Annotated in this window: 20 protein-coding genes; 5 read left to right on the forward strand and 15 right to left on the reverse strand. The window is 69.1% G+C overall.

The window, feature by feature from the left end; translation table 11 throughout:
• The first annotated feature begins 5 nt into the window (after window positions 1–5).
• Complete coding sequence (locus KIH07_RS01745) at window positions 6–3,242, forward strand: efflux RND transporter permease subunit (protein WP_226490313.1); 3,237 nt, start codon at window positions 6–8, stop codon at window positions 3,240–3,242.
• A gap of 31 nt (window positions 3,243–3,273) precedes the next feature.
• Window positions 3,274–4,710 carry an efflux transporter outer membrane subunit gene (locus KIH07_RS01750; protein ID WP_226490314.1) on the forward strand — a complete coding sequence of 479 codons (1,437 nt, stop codon included), beginning with the start codon at window positions 3,274–3,276 and terminating at the stop codon, window positions 4,708–4,710.
• Window positions 4,711–4,757: 47 nt separating this feature from the next.
• Here the strand turns inward: KIH07_RS01750 and KIH07_RS01755 are convergent, their stop codons facing one another.
• The 9 genes from KIH07_RS01755 to KIH07_RS01795 form a co-directional block, all read right to left on the reverse strand.
• On the reverse strand, window positions 4,758–5,831 hold the full coding sequence (locus KIH07_RS01755) for a class I SAM-dependent methyltransferase (RefSeq protein ID WP_226490315.1): 1,074 nt from the start codon (window positions 5,829–5,831) through the stop codon (window positions 4,758–4,760).
• Between the two features lie 52 nt (window positions 5,832–5,883).
• A complete protein-coding gene (locus KIH07_RS01760) occupies window positions 5,884–6,774 on the reverse strand; it encodes a WcbI family polysaccharide biosynthesis putative acetyltransferase (protein WP_226490316.1) in 891 nt (296 codons plus the stop codon).
• Window positions 6,775–6,779: 5 nt separating this feature from the next.
• A complete protein-coding gene (locus tag KIH07_RS01765) occupies window positions 6,780–11,141 on the reverse strand; it encodes a class I SAM-dependent methyltransferase (protein ID WP_226490317.1) in 4,362 nt (1,453 codons plus the stop codon).
• Window positions 11,142–11,178: 37 nt separating this feature from the next.
• Entirely contained in the window at window positions 11,179–12,603 is a 1,425-nt protein-coding gene (locus KIH07_RS01770) for a methyltransferase domain-containing protein (protein WP_226490318.1), read from the reverse strand.
• A gap of 4 nt (window positions 12,604–12,607) precedes the next feature.
• Window positions 12,608–13,390 (reverse strand): CmcI family methyltransferase, encoded by a 783-nt coding sequence (locus tag KIH07_RS01775; protein WP_226490319.1) that lies wholly within the window; start codon window positions 13,388–13,390, stop codon window positions 12,608–12,610.
• Between the two features lie 48 nt (window positions 13,391–13,438).
• Window positions 13,439–14,158 (reverse strand): ABC transporter ATP-binding protein, encoded by a 720-nt coding sequence (locus KIH07_RS01780; RefSeq protein WP_226490320.1) that lies wholly within the window; start codon window positions 14,156–14,158, stop codon window positions 13,439–13,441.
• Between the two features lie 2 nt (window positions 14,159–14,160).
• The gene (locus KIH07_RS01785; protein WP_226490321.1) at window positions 14,161–14,958 is read right to left on the reverse strand and encodes an ABC transporter permease; all 798 of its coding nucleotides are present in this window, start codon (window positions 14,956–14,958) and stop codon (window positions 14,161–14,163) included.
• A 204-nt stretch (window positions 14,959–15,162) separates the two neighbouring features.
• On the reverse strand, window positions 15,163–15,300 hold the full coding sequence (locus KIH07_RS01790; protein ID WP_226490322.1) for a DUF3096 domain-containing protein: 138 nt from the start codon (window positions 15,298–15,300) through the stop codon (window positions 15,163–15,165).
• Window positions 15,301–15,472: 172 nt separating this feature from the next.
• Entirely contained in the window at window positions 15,473–15,949 is a 477-nt protein-coding gene (locus tag KIH07_RS01795; RefSeq protein WP_226490323.1) for a MarR family winged helix-turn-helix transcriptional regulator, read from the reverse strand.
• Between the two features lie 150 nt (window positions 15,950–16,099).
• Here KIH07_RS01795 and KIH07_RS01800 point away from each other — a divergent pair, with 150 nt between their 5' ends.
• From KIH07_RS01800 to KIH07_RS01810, 3 genes are all read left to right on the forward strand, one after another.
• The gene (locus KIH07_RS01800) at window positions 16,100–17,305 is read left to right on the forward strand and encodes a 3-hydroxybenzoate 6-monooxygenase (protein WP_226490324.1); all 1,206 of its coding nucleotides are present in this window, start codon (window positions 16,100–16,102) and stop codon (window positions 17,303–17,305) included.
• 115 nt (window positions 17,306–17,420) lie between these two features.
• Window positions 17,421–18,458, forward strand: coding sequence for a cupin domain-containing protein (locus KIH07_RS01805; RefSeq protein WP_226490325.1), 1,038 nt, complete (start codon window positions 17,421–17,423; stop codon window positions 18,456–18,458).
• A gap of 125 nt (window positions 18,459–18,583) precedes the next feature.
• Window positions 18,584–19,285, forward strand: a complete 702-nt coding sequence (locus KIH07_RS01810) for a fumarylacetoacetate hydrolase family protein (RefSeq protein ID WP_226490326.1) — start codon at window positions 18,584–18,586, stop codon at window positions 19,283–19,285.
• Between the two features lie 184 nt (window positions 19,286–19,469).
• On the opposite strand, the gene KIH07_RS01815 is transcribed toward KIH07_RS01810, so the two are convergent.
• The 6 genes from KIH07_RS01815 to KIH07_RS01840 form a co-directional block, all read right to left on the reverse strand.
• Entirely contained in the window at window positions 19,470–19,775 is a 306-nt protein-coding gene (locus KIH07_RS01815) for a hypothetical protein (RefSeq protein ID WP_226490327.1), read from the reverse strand.
• A gap of 72 nt (window positions 19,776–19,847) precedes the next feature.
• On the reverse strand, window positions 19,848–20,420 hold the full coding sequence (locus KIH07_RS01820; protein WP_226490328.1) for a hemerythrin domain-containing protein: 573 nt from the start codon (window positions 20,418–20,420) through the stop codon (window positions 19,848–19,850).
• Window positions 20,420–20,824: a ribonucleotide reductase subunit alpha gene (locus KIH07_RS01825; RefSeq protein ID WP_226490329.1), complete on the reverse strand. Its 405-nt coding sequence runs from the start codon at window positions 20,822–20,824 to the stop codon at window positions 20,420–20,422. Before KIH07_RS01825 ends, KIH07_RS01820 begins: the two co-directional genes overlap by 1 nt.
• 25 nt (window positions 20,825–20,849) lie before the next feature.
• A complete protein-coding gene (locus KIH07_RS01830) occupies window positions 20,850–21,488 on the reverse strand; it encodes a nitroreductase family protein (RefSeq protein ID WP_413465687.1) in 639 nt (212 codons plus the stop codon).
• 20 nt (window positions 21,489–21,508) lie between these two features.
• Window positions 21,509–22,834, reverse strand: a complete 1,326-nt coding sequence (locus tag KIH07_RS01835) for an NnrS family protein (protein WP_226490330.1) — start codon at window positions 22,832–22,834, stop codon at window positions 21,509–21,511.
• Window positions 22,831–25,281: an adenosylcobalamin-dependent ribonucleoside-diphosphate reductase gene (locus KIH07_RS01840; protein WP_226490331.1), complete on the reverse strand. Its 2,451-nt coding sequence runs from the start codon at window positions 25,279–25,281 to the stop codon at window positions 22,831–22,833. Before KIH07_RS01840 ends, KIH07_RS01835 begins: the two co-directional genes overlap by 4 nt.
• Window positions 25,282–25,328 lie beyond the last annotated feature (47 nt).

Raw genomic sequence — 25,328 nt, forward strand, 5'->3', positions numbered from 1 at the left:
ACACCATGAACCTCTCGAAATTCTTCATCGATCGGCCGATCTTCGCGGGCGTGCTCTCGCTGCTGATCCTGATCGCCGGCCTGGTCGCGCTGCGCGGCCTGCCGATCTCCGAGTACCCCGAGGTGGCCCCGCCCTCGGTGGTGGTGCGCGCCCAGTACCCGGGCGCCAACCCGAAAGTGATCGCCGAAACCGTGGCCACGCCGCTGGAGGAAGCCATCAACGGCGTCGAAGGCATGCTCTACATGGGCAGCCAGGCCACGACCGACGGCGTGATGACGCTCACCGTCACCTTCAAGCTCGGCACCGACCCCGACAAGGCCCAGCAGCTGGTGCAGAACCGCGTCTCGCAGGCCGAACCGCGCCTGCCCGAGGAAGTGCGCCGCCTGGGCGTGACCACGGTCAAGAGCTCGCCCGACATCACGATGGTGGTGCACCTGGTCTCGCCCAACGACCGCTACGACATCAACTACCTGCGCAACTACGCGGTGCTCAACGTGAAGGACCGGCTGGCCCGCATCCAGGGCGTGGGCCAGGTGCAGGTCTTCGGCGGTGGTGATTACTCCATGCGCGTCTGGCTCGACCCGCAGAAGGTCGCGCAGCGCGGCCTCTCGGCCAGCGATGTGATCAGCGCCATCCGCGGCCAGAACGTGCAGGCCGCGGCCGGCGTGGTCGGCGCTTCGCCGGGCCTGCCGGGTGTGGACCTGCAGTTGTCCATCAACGCCCAGGGCCGGCTGCAGACCGAAGAGGAGTTCGGCGACATCATCGTGAAGACCGGTGGCGACGGCGCCGTGACCCGGCTGCGCGACATCGCGCGGCTGGAGATGGGCGCGGCCGACTATTCGCTGCGCTCGCTGCTCAACAACAAGCCGGCCGTCGGCATGGGCGTGTTCCAGGCGCCGGGCTCCAACGCGCTGGACATCTCGGCCCAGGTGCGCGCCACCATGGCCGAGCTGCAGCAGAACATGCCCGAGGGCGTGGAATACCGCATCGCCTACGACCCCACGCAGTTCGTGCGCGCCTCCATCGACTCGGTGATCGTGACCTTGCTCGAAGCCATCGCGCTGGTGGTGCTGGTGGTGATCCTGTTCCTGCAGACCTGGCGCGCCTCCATCATTCCGCTGCTGGCGGTGCCGGTGTCGGTGGTGGGCACGTTCGCGGTGCTGCACCTGCTGGGCTTTTCCATCAACGCGCTCTCGCTGTTCGGCCTGGTGCTGGCGATCGGCATCGTGGTGGACGACGCCATCGTGGTGGTGGAGAACGTGGAACGCAACATCGAGGCCGGCCTGTCGCCGCGCGATGCGACCTACCGCGCCATGAAGGAAGTCTCCGGCCCCATCATCGCGATCGCGCTGGTGCTGGTGGCGGTGTTCGTGCCGCTGGCCTTCATCAGCGGCCTGACCGGCCAGTTCTACAAGCAGTTCGCGGTGACCATCGCCATCTCCACCGTGATCTCGGCCATCAACTCGCTCACGCTCTCGCCCGCGCTCGCCGCGCTGCTGCTGCGCGGCCACGACGCACCGAAGGACGCCATCACGCGTGGCATGGACCGCGTCTTCGGCCCGCTGTTTCGTGGTTTCAACCGCTTCTTCCACCGCGGCGCCGAGTCCTACAGCGGCGGTGTGCGGCGCGTCATCTCGCGCAAGACGCTGATGATGGTGATCTACCTCGCGCTGGTGGGCGTGACCTTCGGCCTGTTCAAGGCGGTGCCCAGCGGCTTCGTGCCCGCGCAGGACAAGCAGTACCTGATCGGTTTCGCGCAGTTGCCCGACGGCGCCACGCTGGACCGCACCGAAGAGGTGATCCAGCGCATGGGTGAGATCACCAAGCAGAACCCGAACGTGGAAGACGCGATCGCCTTCCCCGGCCTGTCGATCAACGGCTTCACCAACAGCTCGAACTCCGGCATCGTGTTCGCCACGCTCAAGCCCTTTGCCGAGCGCCAGCGCGCCGACCAGAGCGGTGGCGCCGTGGCGGGCCAGCTGAACCAGGCCTATGGCGCGATCCAGGACGCCTTCATCGTGATGTTCCCGCCGCCGCCGGTGGCGGGCCTGGGCACCACGGGCGGCTTCAAGCTGCAGCTGGAAGACAAGGCCTCGCTGGGCTACGAAGCGATGGATGCGGCCGTGAAAGCCTTCATGACCAAGGCCTACCAGACGCCCGAACTCGCCGGCATGTTCACGAGCTGGCAGGTCAACGTGCCGCAGCTCTACGCCGACATCGACCGCACCAAGGCGCGCCAGCTCGGCGTGCCGGTGACGGACATCTTCGACACCATGCAGATCTACCTCGGCAGCCTGTACGTGAACGACTTCAACCAGTTCGGCCGCACCTACAGCGTGCGCGCCCAGGCCGACGCGCCCTACCGCGCGCGCGCCGAAGACGTGGGCCTGCTCAAGGTGCGCTCGAACACGGGCGAGATGGTGCCGCTGTCGGCGCTGATGAAGGTGAACTCCAGCTTCGGCCCCGAACGCGCCATGCGCTACAACGGCTACCTCGCGGCCGACATCAACGGCGGCCCCGCACCGGGCTTCTCGTCGGGCCAGGCGCAGGACGCGATCGAGCGCATCGCCGCCGAGACGCTGCCGCAGGGCATCGCCTTCGAATGGACCGAGCTCACCTACCAGGAGATCCTGGCCGGCAACTCCGCGCTGTGGGTGTTCCCGCTCGCGATCCTGCTGGTGTTCCTGGTGCTCGCCGCGCAGTACGAGAGCCTGACGCTGCCGCTGTCCATCATCCTGATCGTGCCCATGGGCCTGCTCGCGGCCATGACCGGGGTGTGGCTGGACGGGGGCGACAACAACGTGTTCACCCAGATCGGGTTGATCGTGCTGGTGGGGCTGTCGGCGAAGAACGCGATCCTGATCGTGGAGTTCGCGCGCGAGCTGGAGTTCGCCGGGCGCTCGCCGGTGCAGGCCGCCATCGAGGCCAGCCGCCTGCGGCTGCGCCCCATCCTCATGACCTCGCTGGCTTTCGTGATGGGCGTGCTGCCGCTGGTGCTGGCCACCGGTGCCGGTTCCGAGATGCGCTCGGCCATGGGCGTGGCCGTGTTCGCCGGGATGATCGGCGTCACCGCCTTCGGCCTGTTCCTCACCCCCGTGTTCTACGTGCTGCTGCGCCGCCTGGCGGGCAACCGCGCGCTGCGCCAGCACGGCGAGATCCCCCACTTCGAGGGCTTTGCCTCCGGCGGTGGCGGCAGCGTGCACGCCGTGCCCGCCGCCCCCCTTGGCCCATTGACGCATTGACCCATTGATGAAGACACAGAAGGTGCACACCATGAAAAAGCTCCATCACCTGTTGCCGCTGGCCGCCGCCCTGTTCCTGGCCGGCTGCGCCACCGCGCTGCCGCCGCTGCCGTCGTCGGTCCCGACGCCGCCGCAGTTCAAGGAGCAGCAGCGCCAGAACGAGACCTGGACCATCGCCCAGCCCGCGGAGGCGCAGAGCCGCGGCACCTGGTGGAAGGCGTTCAACGACCCGGTGCTCGACGAGCTGGCCGAACGCGCCGGCGCGAACAACACCAGCATCCAGGAAGCCGCGGCCCGCCTGGCCCAGGCGCGCTCGCTGGTGCGCGGCGCCCAGGCCGACCGCGCGCCGCAGATCGGCGCGGGGGCCGACGCATCGCGCGGCGCCGGTGCCAGCACCGCCAACGGCGCGACGCCCGCCACGTTGCTGCGGGCCAGCGTGAACCTCTCGTACGAGGTGGACCTGTTCGGCCGGTTGGCGCGCGTGCACGACGCCGCCACGCTGGACGCGCAATCGCGCGAAGCCCTGCTGCAGAGCACGCGCCTGCTGGTGCAGGCCGAGCTGGCCCAGACCTACCTGGCGCTGCGCGCGGTCGACACCGAACGCAGGCTGGTGCAGGACACCGCCACCGCCTATGGCGACACGCTGCGCCTCACGCAGCGCCGCTTCGAGGCCGGCGACGTGGCCGAACTGGACGTGATCCGCATCCAGACCGAGCTGGCCGCCACCGAGGCCGAGGTGTTCGCGCTCAGTCGCAGCCGCGCCGAGCTCGAGCATGCGCTGGCCGTGCTGGTCGGCGAACCGGCCTCGGGCTTCGCGCTCACTCCCACGAACGGCGCCCGCACCCTGCCGGTGATCCCCGCCGGCGTGCCGGGCACGGTGCTCGCGCGCCGGCCCGACGTGGCCGCGGCCCAGGCCTCGCTGCTGGCCGCGCAGGCCCGCGTGGGCGTGGCCCAGGCCGCGTGGTTCCCCAGCGTGTCGCTCACCGGCGCCGCGGGCTACGCCTCGCCCGACATCGGCGACCTCTTCAAGTGGTCGGCCCGCGCCTGGGGCATCGGCGCGCTGATGTCCGTGCCGCTGTTCGACGGTGGCCGGCGCGAGGCCGGCGTGCAGGGCGCGCAGGCGCAGCTGGACGCCGCCGCCGCGAGCTACCGGGGCCAGGTGCTGAACGCCTTCCGCGAAGTGGAAGACCAGCTGTCGGCCCTGCGCCTGCTGCAGGACCAGTCGCATGCCCAGGGCCGCGCGGTGAGTGCCGCGCAGCGCGCCAGCGCGATCTCGGAAACGCGCTACCGCAACGGCCTGGTGAGCCAGCTCGAACTGCTGGACGCGCGCCGCAACGAGCTGCTCAACCGCCGCCAGGCGCAGCGCGTGGAAGCCGCGCAGCAACAGGCCACGGTGCTGCTGATCCGCGCGATCGGCGGGGGCTGGGAGACGGTGGCCTCACCAGCAGAGAACAAAGTCCGGTCGTGAGGCGCACGGCCGGTCGGGCATCTCCAGCGTGCCCGATCCGCCGAGGATCACCGGGGCCGGCGCAGCACCACCAGGTCCTGGTTGCCGGCGATGCCTTCGACGATCTCCAGCACGTCGAAGTACCGGCCCCAGTGCACCATGATGTATTCGTGGGACTGGATGATGTGGCTGTAGTAGCCCTCCTCGGCCACCACGTCGTCGAGTTGTCCGTCCGGGCCGACGTACAGGAATCCCTCCCGATGGGCGCGCAGCTGCCGCTCCAGGGGCGCGCGGTAGAGCGCGGATTGCGCAAGCCCCTGCACGGACAGCAACAGAATGCCCCCGGGCTCGACGATGCGACGCAGCTCCTCCAGCCATTGGTCCTGGGTCGACTCCTTGAGGTGGGTCAGCACGGACAAGCCGATGACCAGGTCAAAACGCCCGTCCGGAAAGGCGGTGGGCGGGTACAGGCCGACCTGCTCGAAGGCCACCTCGGGCAGGCTGGCCGCGCTGTGCTGCAGGTTGTCGGCGTCGATGTCCACGCCCGTGACGACCGGCGACATCATGCCGAGGTACCGGGTGACACGGCCGGCGCCGCACCCCCAGTCGAGGATGGCCCGAAAGCTGCTCAGGGGCCGGTCGAACCGGTCCTGAAGCAGGCACCGGATGCGCTGGGCGATGGTGGCGCCGCCCAGCAGAAACATGGGCGCGCTGTCGGAGCCGATCACGCGCGTGATGCGTTCGGGTGTGGGCACCGGCGGCTCCGTGGCGGGATCGGCCACGAACCAGGCCGTGCGGTACGAGTGACGGTGCTCGCCCAGGCGCCCCGTCACGTTGAATCGGGCGAATCCCTCCGGAAACAGACCGCCCCCCGGTGTCACCGGATGCCGGGCGCGAAACCGGGTGCAGCCTTCGGGCATCAGCGCAGGAAACGCGTCGTGCACGTCGGGCGCGGGCAGGGGCCACTCCACCTCGGCAAAGTCCTCCCCGTTGATCAGGAAACGGGGGCGCTCGCCATGGTCCCACAGACGCAGGGCCCAGCCGTCCACCCGGATGTCGGTGGCCGAGAGGTGCACATGGCCCGGCATCCAGCCCAGCGATCGGGCGGCGGAGAGTTGCATGTCGGTCAGCAGGGTGCTCATGGCTTGATTCGATGGGTTGACGCGGGGCGGGACATGGGGTGCTGGTGAATCGCTACCAGTCGCTGTCGGCGGCGAGGTAGTGGCGCAGGTATTCGTGGAACGTCCAGCGCTGGTCGTACCAGCGGTAGTGGGTGGTTTCGTCCACGTAGTCCAGGCCGAAGGTCCGGGCGATCTGCGGATGGATCGGCACCTGCAAGTCGCCCATGCCGTCGCCCAGCGCAGGCAGGCCGAGGCGGATGCGCTCCAGCCCTTGGGCCTCGTCCCCGCCGAGCACCGGCAGGGACGCGCGGTACAGGCGCGCACCGAGCTCGCCGATCAGGTCGATGGACACGTGGCGGTTGGTCCAGAACAGGTGCCGGCGCCGGAAGTTCTCGCGCACGTGGTCCGCGATCTTGACGTCCGATGCCCGGTCGCGTTGGTCCATGCGATCCAGATCGTGCGCCAGCAGCGCGTTCAGATCGGGCATGCGCTCCGCCGAGAGCCGCCAGTAGGCCTCGACCGCGGCACCGATCTCCAGACCCAGCGCGGCCACCTCCAGCCCGATCGCGTCGCCCATGGGGTAGCGCCCCCAGACAAAGCGCGCGTCGGGTGGCATGCGCTGGGCCACCACATCGAAGGGCCACAGGCTGTGCATGACCAGTGGCGGAAAGACCCGCTTCGGACACCCCGCAGGCACGCCCGAACGCAGCAGCTCGCGGACCTCGGCACGCGGCCGGTATTCGTACTGCTCCAGGTAGAGCACGCAGCGCGCCAGATCGGCCACCGAGGGTTGCTCGACCGCCTGCCCCGACGCGGCGTGGTTGAGCACGCACAGGTAGCCCCGTGGGCGGGGGTTGACGTCGGCGCAGGCGAGCTGGTGGGCCAGGAACGGAATCTGGCAGTTGCCGTACAGAATGACCAATTCGGCGTCGGGCGCCGTACTGCCATACTGCATCAAGGCCATGGCCTTCAGTCCTTGATCGCGGTGAGCACCGCGAAATCGGAGCCGATCGCCCCTTCGGCCATCAGCTGGTCTTCCAGCGCAAAGAAGCGCCCCAGGTAGGCCATGTCCACCGGGTTCTCCAGATCGAAGTTCTGCGCGATGTCGCTCAGCCCGATGTGCAGCAGGGCGCCCCCCAGATCGCGGCGGGCCAGCAGCCGGAAGTGTTTCTCCAGCGTGGGGATGATCTGCGACGAACGGATCGCTTCGGACGGATCGCAGGCGATCACATCGGCCGCGCGCGGGCGCTCCCGGGGGCCGCGCACGATGCCGTTGGGCAAGCGGTTGTAGCGCTCCGGCAGGGTCTGCAGGAAACCGTTCATGTGGGTCAGCTGCGCGTCGGTCCACTGGAAACGGTCGGGCCCGACGTATTCGTGCAGATGGAAGACGCCGCCGGGGCGCAGCGCGCGCCGGACCATCTGGAACAGGCGGTCCAGGTCGTTGACGTGGTGGATGGACTGGAAGCCGAACACCAGGTCGCAGGACGCCTCCGGCAGCTCCAGCCGCTCCAGATCGGCGACGTGGTAATGCAGCATGTCCAGTCCCATGTCGGCGGCCAGCGCACGCGCGCCGGCGATGGCCCCCTCGGCGATGTCGTAGCCGTCGATCCGGCTCGCGAGCTGGATGCCGGCGAAGCCACGCTCCAGGGCACCAAAGCCGCAGCCCAGGCTGACCACGCGCGGTATGGGCAGGCGCCAGCCCAGGCGGCTCAGGGTCTCTTTCAGGTGGATGTACACATCCATGCCCTCTTCGCCGGTGGCCTTGTGGTTGAGGCGGGCGATCACGCGCGGATGCGCCATCCAGTTCATGCCCTGGACCTGCTCGCGCTGCGCGGGCGACACGCTCCAGGCCTCGGAAACGCGGGCCTGATCGTCCTGCGTGGCCACGTGGGCGGGCGGGCGGGCGGGCTCGGGTGGCTGGTCGCGCGCATCGCGCAGCACGGCCTGCACCGTCGCGGCAAACACCTGGGGCGCGCAGTCCCGGGCCACGGCCGACAGGGCGGCCTGGCGGGTCCGCTGCCACAGGGCCGTGTCGAGATAGAGCCGGGCGCAGGCCTGGGCAAAGTCCTCGGCGCTGCCCGCGCTCAGCAGCCCGCCCTGTGCTGCCCAGCCCAGCTGCGCCGCGACGAGTTCGCTGGCCACCACCGGCACGCCGTGCGCGGCCGCCTCCTGGACCTTGAGGGGGATGCCGGCGGCAAAGCGCGTTGGGGCGATGAACACGCGGGCCTGCTCGTAGAAATGCCGGATGTCTTCGACACGCCCGTGGAACACGACGCGCGGCCCGCCCAGCGCCTGCTGCAGACTTTCGCAATGGCTGCCCACGAGGTGCAGCACATAGCCCTCGCCGATCAGTTGGTCCAGCCGGGGCATGACCTCGTGCACGAACCAGCGCACGGAATCGGCGTTGGGCGAAGCCTCCTCCGCCAGCCGTCCGACGAAGAGCAGGTCGCGCCGTTCGCTGTGCCCCTGCGGGGTGGGCTGCGCCGCGATGCCGTTGCCCAGCACCCGCACGTCCTGGCAGCCGGCCTGCCGGAACCGCTCGGCCTCGGCCTCGCTCACGGCAAAGACGAAGCGGGCCGCTTCGGCCAGTTGCAGTTCGCGGGCCAGTTCGGCGGCGTTGTCCGACGCCAGCGCGGCGTCTCCCAGCACCTGGGCCCGCAGCGCCTCGCGGGTGGCGAAAATCGCCTCGGCGTCGTAGACCAGCGAGGTGCTGGCCAGGAAGGCCGGCGCGGCGCGGCAGGCGCACAGAAAGCGGTCCATGTTGTGGGGCCGGCTGACGACCACCACGTCGTAGTAGTCGGCGCGCTCGCGCAGGAACTCGGCCAGGCCGGTGATGCCCCGGCCGGTGACGATTTCCACCTCGCGCGGCAGCACGGCGTAGGCCTCGTCGAGGTCCACATCCGGGCAGGCCAACGGGTAGTGGCTCACGAAGGCGCCCGCCTCGTGCAGGCAGTGCACGAGCTGGCGCGCGCGCGGGAAACCCGAGCCCAGGGAAGGGATGGGGATGCGATCGTCGATCAGCAGCACGCGCGGCTGCGTGGCGGGGCGCTGACGCGCTTCGATCGGCCGGGTTCCGTGGGGCCGGTGTTCGTTGGCCAGCACCCGGGCATGGCGGGCCACGAAGACATCGCGGTGCGCTTCCATGAGCGCCACCGCGGTCTGCTCGGTGTCCGAGCTGCCGAACTCGTAGTGCAGGATCTCCACCTGGGGCTCGTACACCACGGTGTAACCGGCCTGGTGGATGCGCATGCAGAAATCGGTTTCTTCGTAATAGGCGGGAACGTAGGCCGGATCAAACCCGCCCAGGGCCTCGAAGAGGGCGCGCCGCGTCAGCAGGAACGCGCCCGAGCAGAAGTCCACCTCGCGGCGGAACTGGAATTCGGCATCGTCCGGGTCCTGGCCCCTGCCGTGGCCGACGCAGCTGCCGTCGTTCCAGATGATGCTGCCGGCCTCCTGCAGGCTGCCGTCGAGCAGCACCACCTTGCCGCCCACCGCGCCGATGCTCGCGCGGTTGTCCAGCAGCGCCAACGCGGCCGGGATCGAGCCGGGCCGGAGCTGGGCGTCGTTGTTGAGGAACAGCAGGTGCTCGCCGCGCGCGTGCGCGGCCCCCAGGTTGGCCGCGCGCAGGAAATGCAGGTTCTCGCTCTGGGGCAGCAGCCGGGCGCCGTGCACCCGCGCCAGCAGTTCGCCAGTGCGATCGCTGGAGGCGTTGTCCACCAGCAGCACCTCGCAGGGCGCATCGATCGCGTCCACCAGCGAGACCAGGCATTTGAAGGTCAGTTCGGCCTGGTTGTGCAGCACGATGACGATGGAGACCCGGGGCGTCTCCATCGTGGGCAGTCGCAGTTCGCGCCCCTCGTGCAGGAACTGCGTGAGCTCTTCCTGGCTGCGCTGGCGGAAGACCATCTTGGCGTCCAGCGCCGGCGCGGGCGCTGCCGGCTCGACGGGCGCGGGTGGTGTCGCCGGCAGCAGCGGCTTCAAGGGGAACTCCCGGCCCTCGCGGCGGCCGTGGGTCTCGTAGTGGAACAGGGCGTTGAGCCCGAGCTGCGCCACGTCCGGGTTGGCCTGCAGGTAGGCGTGGGTGGAAAACCAGGGACCGGGGTCGCGGTTTTCCGCGATGCCGCCATGCAGCGCGTAGTGGTCGGCGGGATCGATCCCGGCGCCGGCCACGTCGGGGTAGGTCGCGAGGTACCACGCGGCGTCGAACAGCGCCGAGCGGCGGATGGCATCGGCCACGGGCTGGTGCGGGTTGGGGTCGGCGCGCCGGCGCAGCCGTCGGTGCAGCCGGTGCAGGGCACTGGGCCGCGCGACGACCGGCAGCACCTTCGGGGGAGCGAGCAGGGTGGACAGCAGCCGGCGCACGGCCGGCTCGGTGGCCTGCAGGGTCTGCGTCAGCGTGTGCTGCCCGCCCGTCAGGGTGGTGATGGTCTGTTGAGCTTCGAGCAGGCCGTGTTCCACCAGCGCGCGCTCCTGGCGCGCTTTTCTCAGATCGCCCTCCAGCCGCGCCACGGAGCGCAGGGCCGCATCGCGTTCGCGACCCACCTCGGTCCGCGCAGCGACCAGGGCCTCGACCTGCAGCGCAAAAGAGCGCTCCATCTCCCGCTCGTTGGCATGGCCGATCCAGCGCGCGCCGGCCGCGGCAAAGCGCTCCCGGATCGGCGCGCAGCGCTCGGTCGCCGCGGCGGCGCACAGCTGGGCGATGGCGTCCGGCACCGCCGTGCCGTGCGCGATCAGGCCCAGGCCGTTGCCATGCAGGAATTCGAAGTGGGGGTGGCGGGCCGCGAGCTCCCCGAACAGGCGGTGCACACCAAAGTCGTCGCGGCGCACATTGGTGTCGTGAAACAGCACCACCGCGCGCTCGGACAGCTTGGGTCGCCAGGTGTCGTAGTCGTGGCGCACGGCTTCGTAGCTGTGGAAGCCGTCGATGTGCAGCAGGTCGATCGAGCCGTCGGCGAAATGCCCGACGGCGGTGTCGAATTCGGCCCGGATGAGTTCCGAGAATCCGCCATGGTGGGCGTCGTTGAAGGCCCGCACGTCCCGGTAGACCGCCTCGTCGAAGAAGCCGGCGTGCGCGTCGCCCTGCCAGCTGTCCACGGCGAAGCAGCGGGTGGGCAACTGGCGGTGCAGCACGGCATCACAGAAGGTGGCGTAAGACACGCCATGGTGGGTGCCCAGCTCGACCAGCAGGCGCGGCTCGGCGGCCTCAACGACCCAGAAACCGAAGGGCACGTGGCCCCACCAGCCGCTGGGTTTGCCCAGGCGCTGGGGTGTCCGGAAAAGGCCCGTCAGCGCGGGCGAGAGCAATGGGTCCAGCAAGTGGGTGTCTGACATGGGCATCGAGGCTCCTGGGGTCCTGGGTGAGGCGGCGCTAGGCGCGCCGTGCCACGACGGTGAACATGGGGATCATGGCGCCATCCAGGTCCCGCTTCTGGTGGTGAACGCTGAGCCGCGCTTTGGGAAACCCCAGCAGGCCCAACGACTGGATGACAAAGGCGGGCGTGAGCGCCCACCAGGTGTGCACCTGCGGGTGGGCCGTGTCCGCCAGCAGGCGGCAGACCGGCAGGTCCCCGAGGCTGGCGTCGTAGGCCTCGGTGACGATGAGGGTGTCGGTGACCCGGCGCGCCAGGTGTTCCATGACCGAGAACGGCGAGCGGCAGTGCAGCAGCACCGCGGCCAGCAGGCCGATGTCGAAGGAACCCACCGATTCGGGCAGGTCGTCCAGATGGGCCACGATGAGCCGGGCCTGGGAGTCGTGGAGGTGGTGCAGGTACTGGAACGAGTGGCGCACCCCGGTGATCACGTGGACGAAGTCCTCGCGCCAGGCGGCGAGATCGAAGTCCGGCATGGGCGCGACGTCCCAGAGGTGTTCCATGGGCGGCTCCAGCGCAGTGACGCTGGCACCCGCCGCTTCCATGTGAAAGGTCAGATAGCCGCTGGCCGGCCCGATTTCGAGCACGGTGCGCCCGGCAAAGTCGACACCGCCCAGATAGGCGCCGACGGTGGGGCGCAGGTCCCACTCCCCTTTCACCGATTCGCCGCCGGGCAGGTCCACCGAGTGGTAGAAGCGGCACTGCGCCAGGCCGGGCTGCTTGAGCTGCTCGTGCGGTATGGGCTGTGTGGCTTGCGCGGGCACGGCCGGCGCAACGGGGAGCCGCTCGGGCGGCGCGGCGGGCGTGGGCGGCGCATCCACCAGGCCCTGGGTCATGCTGCGGTGCTGCAGCCACCGCTTGAGCGCGCTCTTGAGATTCCACCACGCTCCGTGGTCGGGCTTGCGGCAGATCAGCACCGAGTCGTGCCAGGCATCGCTACCGTCGGCATAGCCCTCGGCCTGCCACTGGGTGCTGGCCCGCAGCAGGTCGAGCTGGGCAAACCGGGCCAGGGACTCCATGCCGTCGGGGTAGAAGCGCCAGCAGTCCACCGGGTACCGGTGCTCGGGCCCGCCCGACGGCGCGATGACGACGCACAGCCCGCCGGGTTTGAGCACGCGGGCCACTTCGAGCATGGTGATCCACACGTAGCGGATGTGTTCGAAGGCCTGCCCCGAGATCAGCACGTCCACCGAACCGCTGGCCACCTCGCGCCAGTCGTAGGGCGTCTTGAGCACCAGGTCCACGTTGGCGCCAGGCACCATGTCCAGCCCGGTGTAGCGCCAGTTCGGTGAGTCGAACAGGGCGCGGTAGGAACCGTTCACATCCTGGCTGCCCAGATCGTGGATGACCAGTGGCTCCCCCCGGCGGTTGCCCAGGTACTGGTCAACGATGGAGCGCATCTTGTCATGGGAGCTGGCGTGCATGGATTCAGTTCGGTGGTGGGTGCAGACGGTACAGCCAGGCGTCTGGCCAGTAGGTGAGGTTGGGGGCCGCCAGGGCATCGTTGTAGAGCGCGATGGGGCGGCGCAGCGCGAACTCGGGGTGCTCGGCGGCGTACGCCCGCGCGGCGGCGGCCGGGTTGTCGTCGCGCCAGTGCGCCTGGCCCAGGGGCGTGTCCGCAAGCTGCTGCATCACCCCGTCGGTCGCCACGATGTAGGAGCCGGGCGTGACCAGCGGGCCGTAGGCATCGAGTTCGCGGCGCACATGCTCCCGGCTGTGGTCGCTGTCGAGGAACACCAGCACCGTCTGGCCCGGTCCCACGGAACGGCGGACCCGCTCCACCACCGCGGGCGCGGCCGAGTCGCCTTCGATCAGGGTGATGAGGTCGCCCAGCGGGCAGACGGCCACGGCCTCGCGCACCTCGGGCGGGATGTGGATGTCGATCGAGATCACCCGTCCACGCCCCAGCGCGCGGCACAGGGAAGCAAAAAAGACGGCACTGCCGCCCCGGTTGACGCCGGTTTCGATGATGACGTCGGGCCGCACACTGGCGACGACCTCCTGCAGCCGCAGCACGTCTTCCGGCAACTGCCAGAGCTGGAAACCCAGCCAGGAGAACGACTGCCAATGCAGCTGGTTCCACTCCTGCTTGAGCCAGACCTCCGACACCAGCCGGAACGCCTCGGGCGAATACAGCGGCAGCCGCGTCGGCGCGGCGTCACCGGACTGGCATTCCAATGTTTTCGCTTCGGTGTCGATCGTGATCTTCATGGCGCCTGCGTGCGCCCCCGACCTGGGGGCCTGCGCATTGTGCGGCACTCAGACCTCGCTGGCATCGCACTCTCGCAGGCGTCCATGTTCGAGCCTGAAGAACCGGTTGCAGTACTGCTTGACCAGGTCGCTGGAATGCGAGGCGAACACGAAGATGCCCACGGATTTCACCAGGGACTCCATGCGCTCGTGGGCGTGCACGCGGAATTCGGCGTCGCCCAGGCCGAAGATCTCGTCCACCAGCAGGATGTCGGGGCGGGTCGAAGTAGCGACGGCGAAGATCAGGCGCGCGACCATGCCCGACGAGTAGGTGCGCACCGGCATCTGCAGGAAGTTGCCGAGCTGGGTGAAGCGCTCGATCTCCTCGATGTGCTGCCGCACGTCGGCGACGCGCTCGCCCATCAGCAGGCTCATGCGCGTGATGTTCTCGTAGCCCGAGAGCTCGTTGTCCATGCCCGCGCCGAGTTCGAGCATGGTGGCCACGCGCCCCTGCCGTTCGATCGTGCCCTGCGTCGGCGAGTAGATGCCGGCCATGGTGCGCAGCAGCGTGCTCTTGCCCGCGCCGTTGTGCCCGACCAGGCCCACCGCGTCGCCCCGGCGCAGCTCGAAGCTGACATCTTGCAGGGCGGTCACCATCTGCACCCGCCCGGACTCGCGCTCGATGCTGCCCCCGGTGCTGATGCGCACAAGGTGGTTGCGCAGCGACATGCCCCGGCTGTTGTAGACCGGGTAGCGCACGGTCACCGCATTGAATTTGAGGGAAGCCATGGTCAGACCCAGAACGCGATGCGGTGGTGCTTGCGGTCGAACATCCACAGGCTCACGCCGCCGCCCACCAGCAGCAGGCCCAGGTTGGTCCAGATCACGAAGCCCGGTGGCGCCGAACCCATGAGGGGGTAGCGGATGACCTCGATGAAGTGGGAAATGGGATTGGCCCACAGGTAGACCTCGCTGAAGGGCAGGAACTCGGGCCGGTAGAACACCGGGCTGAGCAGCATCAGCAAGGGCAACGCCGACGCGATCAGGTACTCCAGATCGCGAAAGCGCGCGCCCAGCATGCCCACGAGCAGGGCCAGCCAGAGCAGGTTGAGCGTCACCAGCACCACCCCGGGGACCACCAGCAGCAGGTTCAGGGTGGGCTGCAGCCCCACTGCCCAGGCCACCACGGCAAAGACCGGCACGCTGTGCAGCAGGTTGATCAGGTGCCGCAGCAGCAGCTGGGTCGGGTAGATCGACAGCGGCAGGTTGATGTTGCGGATCAGCGCCGCCTGGCGGCTGAACAGGGCCGATGCGTCGCCCACCACACCGGCAATAAACTGCCAGAGGATCAGGCCGGCGGTCACCGTCGGCATGAACTCGCGCACGTCCTTGTGCATGAGCTCGGCCCAGAGGAAGCTCAGACCCACGGCGCCGATGGCCGTGCCCAGCGTCATCCACAGCGGCCCGAGCACGCTGCGCTTGTAGCGCGCCCGCAGATCGCTCATGGCCATGTAGATGATGGCGCGGCTGTAGGCCAGGGACTGGACGATGTCCAGCAGAGCGGGGGACGAACGGAACCGGGCGTGCATGAAGCGCTCAGAAAGCGGGAAACCCTGGGGCCGCCGATGGGGCCCGGGCGCGGGTGGCGCAGTGCTCAGCGGCCAGCGTCACGGCCCCGGCGGCGGCGCGGGGCGTCCATGTCTCGGGGCGGGCTTCATGCGTCGGGCTCATCGGGCCAGTTTACCCGGGCGCCTCGCGAGCGCGGTCGCAGGTTCAAGCCGGCCCGACCGGGTTCAGCGGCCAAACAGCCCCAACAAGCCGATGATGATCAGGTAGACGGCGACGATGGTGTTCAGCAGGCGGGGCATCACCAGGATGAGGATGCCGGCGACGAGGGACACCAGCGGTCCGATGCTCAGGTGCAGGTTCATGAGGGTTTTCCTTCTTGGGGGTTGAGGTGCGGGTGCCGCGACCGGCCTGGAAGGCGGCGCAGCGGGAAGCCATGATTTTGCGCGACCGGTGCGGTCGTCTGTGCGTCGTCGAACAGACGCTGGGCCATGGCCCCGTGCGCTTGGGGCGGGCGGGCAAGTGCCCTGGCGCTTATTACCGCGTGGCCTCGCTCGGCGCGCGGCTCATCTCGTTGTTCTGCGTCACCAGCAAGTTCAGCAGCCGCATGAACTCGGCGCGCTGGCGCTCGGTCAGGGGCGCGAGGATCTGGTCCTGCGCGCGCAGCATCGCGGGCACGGCCTCGGCCAGCAGGGCCTGCCCGGTGGGTGTCAGGGCCAGCTGGCGCGCGCGCCGGTCTTCGGGCGCCGTCCGGCGCACCAGCCAGCCCCGCGCTTCGAGCCGGTCCACCACGCCACCGGTGGTGGAAGCGTCCAGCGCGATGGTGCGCGCCAGCGTGCGCTGGTCGATGCCGGGCTGGTTGCCCACCGTCTGCAGCGCGGCGTACTGGACGGGCGTGATGCCCAGCTCCCCCGCTTCCTGCAGAAAGATGCCCACGGAAATCTGGTGCAGGCGCCGGATCGCGTGGCCGGGCTGCAGGTCGATGTTGATGGCGGAAGGTTCGGTGGTGCTCATGGTGATCGGCGTCCAGGGTTAACCCTGATTTGGCGTCCGGCCATATTAGCACTACACTTATGATAAGCATACTGATGATGTGCATGCCATCTTTCAGACACCGTCTTTTGCCCGCCGCCTTTTACGCCGTATTTCACAGGAGTCGCGACCATGAACACAAGCTCTTCCGATCTGCCGGTGCTGGTGGCCGGTGGTGGCATCGGCGGTCTGGCCGCCGCGCTGGCGCTGGTGCGCCAGGGCTTCACCGTGCAGGTGTTCGAGCAGGCCGCCGAGATCGGCGAGATCGGCGCCGGCATCCAGCTCGGCCCCAACGCCTTCCATGCGTTTGACGCGCTGGGCGTGGGCGACAAGGCGCGTGGCCGCGCCGTCTACACCGACCACATGGTCATGCACGACGCCATCGACGAGACGCTGGTCGGCCGCATCGAGACCGGCGAAGCCTTCCGCCAGCGTTTCGGCAACCCCTACGCCGTGATCCACCGCGTGGACATCCACCAGTCGCTGCTCGAAGGCGCGGTGGAAACCGGCCGGGTCGCGTTCTTCACCAGCACCCGCATCGTCAAGGTCGAGCAAGACGAAGCCGCCAGGACCGTGACCGCCATCGACCAGAACGGCAAGCGCTGGCTCGGCCAGGCGCTGATCGGCGCCGACGGCGGCAAGTCGGTGGTGCGCGCGCAGTACGTGAACGACCCGCCGCGCGTGACCGGCCACGTGGTCTACCGCGCGGTGGTGGACAAGGCCGATTTCCCGGACGACCTGAAGTGGAACGCCGCCAGCCTCTGGGCCGGCCCCAAGTGCCACCTGGTGCACTACCCGCTGCGCGGCGGCGAGCAGTACAACGTGGTCGTGACCTTCCACAGCCGCCAGCCCGAGCAGTGGGGCGTGACGGACGGCAGCAAGGAAGAGGTGGAAAGCTACTTCCAGGGCATCTGCCCCAAAGCGCGCCAGCTGATCGAACTGCCCAAGACCTGGAAGCGCTGGGCCACGGCCGACCGCGAGCCGATCGCCACCTGGGTGTTCGGCCGCGCCACCCTGCTGGGCGATGCCGCCCACCCGACCACGCAGTACATGGCACAAGGCGCGTGCATGGCGATGGAAGACGCCGTGACGCTGGGCGAGGCGCTGCGCGTGTGCGGCAAGGACTGGGACGCTGCGTTGCAGCTGTACCAGCAGAGCCGCGTGACCCGCACCGCGCGCATCGTGCTCAGCGGCCGCGAGATGGGCCGCCTGTACCACGCCGTCGGTGTGGAGCGGCTGGTGCGCAACAGCCTGTGGAAGGGCCGTTCGCAGGAACGCTTTTATGACGCGATGGAATGGCTGTACAGCTGGAACGTCAACAACTGCCTGAGTCAATGAACCACCCCCGTCGCTGCGCTCCGCCCCTCAAGGGGCAACGCCAGCGGCCCGGCAAAGCCGGTTCCGCGGCGTTCTGGCACAAGACACCTCACACCCCTATTTCCGGAGACACCAAATGAGCCACGAACTCGGACGACTCGAAGACCTGCCGCTGGACTACCGCGACGACCTCAAGGCGCTGAACCTGGTGCCGCTGTGGCCCAGCCTGCGCGCGGTGCTGCCGCCCAAGGTGCCCACGCGCGCCACGCAGGCCATCCACTGGCCCTACGCCACCCTCAAGCCGCTGCTGCTGAAAGCGGGCGAGCTCACGCCCATCGAGAAGGCCGAGCGCCGCGTGCTGGTGCTGGCCAACCCGGGCCACGGCCTGGAAAACATGAAGGCCAGCCCCGCCATGTACCTGGGCATGCAGCTGCTGCTGCCCGGCGAGTGGGCGCCCAGCCACCGCCACACGCCCAACGCGGTGCGCATGATCGTGGAAGGCGAAGGCGCCTACACCACGGTCGATGGCGAGAAGTGCCCCATGAGCCGTGGCGACCTGATCCTGACGCCCACCGGCCTGTGGCACGAACACGGCCACGACGGCACCGAGCCCGTGGTCTGGCTCGACGTGCTGGACCTGCCGCTGGTCTATTACATGGAGGCCAGCTACCACATCAACGGTGAGCGCCAAGCCGTGAAACAGGGCAGCGGCGAGCGCGCCTGGACCCGCGCAGGCGTGGTACCGACGCAGGTGTTCAACCGCAGCGACAAGCGCTACCCCATGCTGCGTTACCCCTGGGTGGACACGCGCGCCGCCCTCGTGGCCATGGCGGCCGACCAGCCCGGGCTGGACTGCGTGCAGGTGACCTACGTGAACCCCGAAACCGGCGGCGACGCGCAGAACATCCTGGGCTTCTACGCGCTCATGCTCAAACCCGGCCAGACGCTCACCCTGCCCGCCCGCTCGCCCTCGCAGGTGTTCCACCTGATCGAAGGCGGTGTGGACGTGTCCACCTGCGGCAAACGCTTCGAGCTGGTCGAGGCCGACACCTGCTGCGCGCCGGGCTACGAGCCCGTGACGCTGAAGAACCGATCGGTCGACCAGCCTTCGTTTGTCTTCATTGCCGATGAATCCCCACTGCACCGCAAGCTGGGCGTTTACGAGACGAGATAGCCCACCCCCGCGCCGCGCTTCGCGCGTCACCCCCTCAAGGGGGCAACACCAGCGGCCCGGCAAAGCCGGTTCCGCGGTGCTCCCGGTTCAAGACACTTCTCCCTACCCCCACTCCTTTGTTCACCATGACCACATACCTCTTCGCCCCACCCGCCGTCCAGTCCTTGCCCATCCGTGGCCAGGCCGAACGTTTCCCCATCAACCGCATCTTCTGCGTCGGCCGCAACTACCACGCGCACGCCGTCGAGATGGGAAAGCCGGTCGACAAGAGCGCCGAGCGGCCGTTCTACTTCACCAAGTCGCCGCAGACCCTGGTGCAGAGCGGCACCACCGTGGCCTACCCGCCCGGCACCCACAACTACCACTTCGAAATGGAACTGGTGCTCGCCGTGGGCAAGACCGGTTTCCGTGTGAAAGCCGAAGACGCGCACGAAGTGATCTACGGCTACGCCGCCGGCCTGGACATGACCCGCCGCGACCTGCAACTGGTCGCCCGCGACAAGGGCCGCCCCTGGGATCTGGGCAAGGACATCGAAGAGGGTTCGGTGTGCAGCGAGATCGTGCCCATGGAAGGCGTGGTGATCGAGAGCGGCGCCATCGCGCTCGAAGTCAACGGCCAGACGAAACAGTCGTCCAACGTGGACAAGCTGATCTGGAACATCCGCGAAATCATCGCCGACCTGTCCCAGTTCTACCACCTGCAACCCGGCGACCTGATCTACACCGGCACGCCCGAAGGCGTGGGCGCGGTGATCAGCGGGGACAAGATCACCGGGCGTGTGGAGGGCGTGGCGGAGGTGGCGTTGAACGTTGGGCCGGCGGAGTAACCGCCGCGCCAACTCACTCCATCTCCAAAATCGTTGTTGACCGCAGGCGAGCGCTTGATCTAAGCAGACCGCGCCGGTGTGGCGCTTGACCTGCAAGGAAGACAATGATTGCGAGCCCTCGCGACCCAAGTCCCCAATCAGTCAGTCCCTTGCCCTTGAGAGGGAGTCCATCTATATGTTTAGGCTACCTACGACGGTAGCCGACAGTAGCTTCCCAAGCGATTTCATCTACGTTCACTGGCAGCCCTGTGCGTTCCTTCGCGAGTCTTGCAAAACGTTTGACCAGGTACTCGTGGGGTAGATGCCCTTCATGAGCAGCCAAGGACTCTCTGAGCTTGCCAGCCCAAAGGGCGATGTCGTCAACGTCCGTCAGTTCGGAAAGTGGCGCGATCAGTCCACTACCCAACTCGCAAACGATGTTGCCGCTGTCGACTCGTAACCGTTGATCGAGTTCATCCAACCACGCTTCGTATTGGTGCAACGGGTTCATTGGCCGCCCAACCTTGATCTAAATATCAACACGCAGGATACCCAGAATCGGCAATCCCACGGGCTCGGGTTGTCAAACCACCACCCCCCGCCGCGCCATCATCTCCGCGCCCATCGCCTGCAGCGCCTCGCCCCGGATGACCGAGCGCGCCGCCGGGTAGACCACGCCGTTCTCGTCCACCAGATGCCGCCGGTACAGCGCGTCGTAGGCATCGAAGCGCTGCCCATCTTCCGCAGAGAACCCGGACCAGCCCTCGCCAGCATCCACCAGCGCCATCAACGCCGCGCGCACCAGCGCCCACTGCGCTTCCATCGCCCGGTGGTCCTGCTTGAGCTGGATGACCACCGCCACCACGGCGGGGTCGCGCTGCGCCAGCAGCGGCGGGAACACGTGCCGCTCTTCGTCTTCGTGGTGGTGCGGGCCGGCCTGGTCGAAGTAACGCATCACGTCGCGTGCGGCCTGCCGGGCCTGTTCGTCGGCACCGTGGGTCTTGACGTGTTCGCGGATCTTTCCGAGCAGGGCCAGCATGCGCTCGACCCGCTCGTGGCAGGCGTCGAGCATCTCGAACGGCGCCTCGAAGCCCACGCCGGGTGAGGCATGGCCCGGCAGGCTGATCTCGTGCAGGCGGATGCCGGCCATGGCCATCAGCCGATCTGCACCGGCCGGCCCTGCGGGTCGAACGGGATGTAGGCCTGGATGCGGCCCTGGCGGATCGCCTCCACCATCTTCTGCAGCGGCTCGTCGGCGTCGGCGCTGGTGGGCGCCTTGCCCGGCGCGCCCGACATGGCGGCGGCGAAGACCATGCCCCAGGGCTGGCCGAAGGTCGCCGCTTCCTGCCTGAGCTGATCGAACGAGGCCAGCTCGTCCGGGCTTTTGTCCACACACATCTGCGGCACCAGGGCACCGCCCTGGCCTTGCTCAAAGGCCGCGCGCTCTTCGGGCGTGGCGTCGTCCGGCAGCTCGATGCCGGCGAACACGAACAGCAAGCGCTGCGGCAGGGGCTGGGCGCGCGCGGCGCTCAGCAGGTCGTCAAAACTGGCGATGTTCATGGGGAGGGGTCCTGCGTATCGGGGGTCAGGCGCCGGGCGGGTCGTCGCCCAGCGTGCGAAAGAAATCGGCCACGGCCGGCCGCACGCGCGATCCGCCGTGCGACAGCGCGGTGCCGATGCTGATGAAGCACAGCGCGTGCTGCCCCTCGCGCAGGGCGAAGAGCCGGCGCAGGCTGTCCGAGCCGAGCGCCTGGCCGCTGGTGAGCGCCGAGCCGAAGCCCAGCGCGGTGGCCATGAGCAGCACGTTCTGCACCGCGCAGCCGGCGGACAGGATGCGCTCGTGCAGATCCACCCGGGCGTCGCCGCACAGGCTGTCCACCACCACCAACATGAGCCAGGGCGCGCGGTGCGCTTTGTCGCCCGCCTGCGCCACCTGCTCGGGGGCGGCGGCGGGGTCGCGTTCGAGCAGGGCCTGGGCAAACGCCTCGGCGAGCGCGCCGCGCCGCGCTGGGGGCACGGCGATGAAGCGCCAGGGCAGGAGCTGGCGGTGGTCGGGCGCGGCGGCGGCCGCGGCCAGGATGGTCTGCTGCTGCGCGGCGTCGGGGCCGGGCGCCACCAGGCGCTTGGGCAGCACGGTCTGGCGCGCCTGGATCAGCTCGCCCGCGATGGCGGCCCAGTCGGGGGCCTCGGCGTCATGGGGGGATGTGGCGCGCATGGAAGGCATGGGGAAAGACGCTCAGGCGCTCAGCCCGGGCGGCCGTCGACGCGCACGCGGCCGTACCAGCCGACCATGCGCAGGCCCCAGACCGCCATCACGCCCGCCCACAGCAGCGCCGCGACCATGAGCAGGCCCACGGGCGCCTGCTCCAGCGCGGCGGTGATGCGCAGCACCACCGCCAGTTGCAGCAGCCAGAACAGCGTCCAGACCAGGTTGTCGGCCACCAGGGTGCGCCCGCTGTGGCCGCAGGACACGCGCGTGACCATGGCCAGCATCAGCGAGCCCAGGCAGCCCATGGTGAGCGCGTGCAGCGCGCCCAGGCCCAGCACCGGCGTGCCCAGCCGCAGGCCGAACAGCTGCGAGGTGCCCGCGAGCACGAAGGACAGGCCCAGCCAGAGAAAGCCCAGGTGCAACATGGCCAGCAGCCGGATGCTCAGGCTCTGCACCAGCCCCCAGACGAAGGCCAGCCACAGGATCACGCTGCCCGCGGCCAGCTCCATCAGGCCCAGGCTGAGCATCCAGCCCCGGCCCTGGGGCCAGCCGGCCAGAGGCGCCCACACCGCCAGCACTTCGAGCGCCACGGCGCCGAGCAGCACCCACAGCACCCAGAACGGCCGCCAGGCGTCCAGCATGGGCACCGCGCTGGAGGTGAAGAACGGGATCATGCGGTGCGCCACCACGAGGTAGGTCACGACCACGAAGCCCCAGAGCCCGGTGAGCACGGCGGCACGGGCCACGTCGAAGGCGTCCACCGACAAGGCCGCCAGCATGAGCGCCAGGCTCGCCACGCCCACCGCCCCGGCCAGACCCACGGTCTTGGCGTGCAGGCGGTCCGGCTGGGTGCTGCGCAGCACCAGTTGCCAGAACAGGGCGACCATCCAGCCCAGGCCCAGCAGCGCGGCACCCGCGCCGGCCATGGCCAGCCCGGCGGCGCTGTGCAAGCCGAGCAGCCAGACCAGCCAGCCCCCGGCCTGCAGCAGCAGCGGCGCCACCAGCGCCGTCACGGCGGGCGGCGGCACGCCCAGCCACTTCGGCCCGGCGGTGAACAGAAAGCCCGAGAAAAAGAGCGGGATGAACCCGAAGGTCATGACCGAGGCGTGGCCCAGCGTGGGCGAGACCGCGTAGGACAGCCCCACCAGGCCGCTCACGCGGTCCACCTGCACCAGCGCCCACCAGGCGCCCGAGGCCAGCAAGAGCAGCACGGCCAGCGCGAACCCCAGCCGGTGCGGCGCCAGCAGCAGGTGCCGAGGCCGCCAGGGCCGCCGCCCGGGCGGCTCGGCCCGGGGCGCGGGTGTTGTCGCCTGCGCGCGCACGGGCCGGATCGGCAGCACCGGGCGCGCGGGCGTGTTCATCCGCAGCTGCCGAGGTGGCCGCACGAGGTGCAGTAGTCGCAGCCGTCCTTGCGGATCATGGCGTGCGCGCCGCACTCGGGGCATTTTTTGCCCGCCATCACGCCCGAGGGCATGCCGACGAGCTCGGGCATGGCCGGCGCCGACGGGGCGGCGCTGGCCGCCACCACGCCCGACTGGGCGCGGCGCGCGATGATGTTCTGCAGCGCGAAGGCGATGGCGGCGACTTCGGAGTCGTGCCACATCGGCACGTGCGTGCCATCGGCCTTCTGGTACGTGCCCAGGCGCACCGGGCCGCGGTCCCAGGCCACCTTGCGCATGTCGGACAGCGCTCGGCCCAGGAAACCGCCGCGCGCGGCCAGCGAGAGCATGCGCATGGTGGAGGTGATCCACTGCTGCGACTCACCGCTCTGGCCCACGGGCATGAAGAACTCGATCGCGCGCTCGACCGTGCCCACGCCATCGGCGGCCGGCACCGGCAGGAACGACACCACGATGTACAGCGTCTTGTGGCCTTCCTGCGTCCAGTACTCGATCTTGTCGGCCACGGCCGACAGCGCGCCCTTGGGGCGGCTCTCGATCACGGTGCGCATCGGGTCCACCGGGGCCGGGGCGGCGGGCGCGGCAGCGGCCTTGGCGTCGGTCGCGGCACTGCCGGTGTCGAGCACCGAGCCGAGAATGTTGTTGGGCCGGTAGGTGGCCATGCCCTTGAGGTTGGCGCGCCAGGCCTTCTGGTACAGGCTCTTGAAATCTTCGAACGGGTAGTCGGCCGCGACGTTGACCGTCTTGGAAATGGCGGTGTCCACGAAGGGCTGCACCGCTTCCATCATGGCGATGTGTTCGCCCGCGCTCATGGCCAGCGCGTTGACGAAGTACTCGGGCAGCTGGTCCACGTCGCCGCCGAGTTCGCGGTACAGGCGCCAGGCGTGGTCTTCCACCGCGTACTCGCTGGTGGAGCCATCGGCCTCGCGCTTCTTGCGGCGGTACATCCAGGAAAACGGCGGCTCGATGCCGTTGGAGGCGTTGTCGGCAAAGGCCAGGCTCACCGTGCCGGTGGGCGCGATCGAGAGCAGGTGGCTGTTGCGGATGCCGTGCTTGCGGATGGCCTTCTTGATCGCCTCGGGCAGGCGGCTGGCGAAGGTGCCGGGGGCCAGGTAACCCTCGGCGTCGAATTTGGGGAACACGCCCTTTTCCTTGCCCAGCTCGACCGAGGCGAGGTAGGCCGCGTTGCGCATGCGCTCGGCGATCTGGGCCGCCATGTGGCGCCCCTCCTCGCGGTCGTAGCGCACACAGAGCATGGCCAGCGCATTGCCCATGCCGGTGAAGCCCACGCCGATGCGGCGCTTGGCGGCGCTTTCAGCGCGCTGCTGCTCCAGCGGCCAGAAGGTCACGTCGAGCACGTTGTCCAGCGCGCGCACCTGGGTCGCCACCGCCTGCTCGAAGGCCTCGAAATCAAACGCCGGCACACCGCCGAAGCCGAACGGGTTCTTGACGAAGCGCGTGAGGATGATGGGACCGAGGTCGCAGCAGCCGTAGGGCGGCAGCGGCTGCTCACCGCAGGGGTTCGTCGCCGCGATGGTTTCGCAGTAGTGCAGGTTGTTGTCGGTGCCGATCTTGTCGAGGAACAGGATGCCGGGCTCGGCGAAGTCGTAGGCCGACTTCATGATGGTGTCCCACAGCTCGGTGGCGGCCAGGGTCTGGTAGACCCACAGGCCGTCGCCGCGCTGGTAGGCCCCTTTTTCCATCAGGGTCTTGCCGGGCTTGGCCTTGTGCACCAGCTCCCAGGGCTGGTCGTTGCCCACGGCTTCCATGAAGGCGTCGCTCACGCCCACCGACACGTTGAAGTTGTTCCAGCGGCCGGGGGTGCGCTTGGCGGTGATGAACTCCATCACGTCCGGGTGGTCGATGCGCAGCACGCCCATCTGCGCGCCGCGGCGTGCGCCCGCGCTCTCGACCGTCGAACACGACTGGTCGAACACGTTGATGTAGCTGCAGGGACCGGACGCCATGGAGTGCGTGCCCTTGACCTCGGCGCCCTTGGGGCGGATGCGCGAGAAGTCGTAACCCACACCACCGCCACGGCGCATGGTTTCGGCGGCTTCGCGCAGCGCTTCGTAGATGCCGGGGTAACCCTCGGCGTCCACGCCCTGGATGGCGTCGCCCACGGGCTGCACGAAGCAGTTGATCAGGGTGGCCTGGATCTCGGTGCCGGCGGCGCTCATGATGCGCCCCGCGCCGATGGCGCCCACGTGCAGGTTGTCCAGGAAGCGCTGTTCCCACTTGGCCCGGTCGGCTTCTTTTTCCACCGAGGCCAGCGCGCGCGCCACGCGGCGGTACAGGTCTTCCAGCCCGGTTTCGCCGGGTTTGAGGTACTTCTCGGCCAGCACGTCCTGGCTGATGGGTTGGGTGGCGGTCAGGTCCTGGGGACGCATGGTGTTGTCGCGTTTCATGTCTGTTTTCTGGTGTAAGGCTCAGGCGAGAGCCTGGGGTCGAATGC

Origin of the sequence: Hydrogenophaga taeniospiralis, assembly GCF_020510445.1 — a bacterium.
GTDB lineage: Bacteria > Pseudomonadota > Gammaproteobacteria > Burkholderiales > Burkholderiaceae_C > Hydrogenophaga.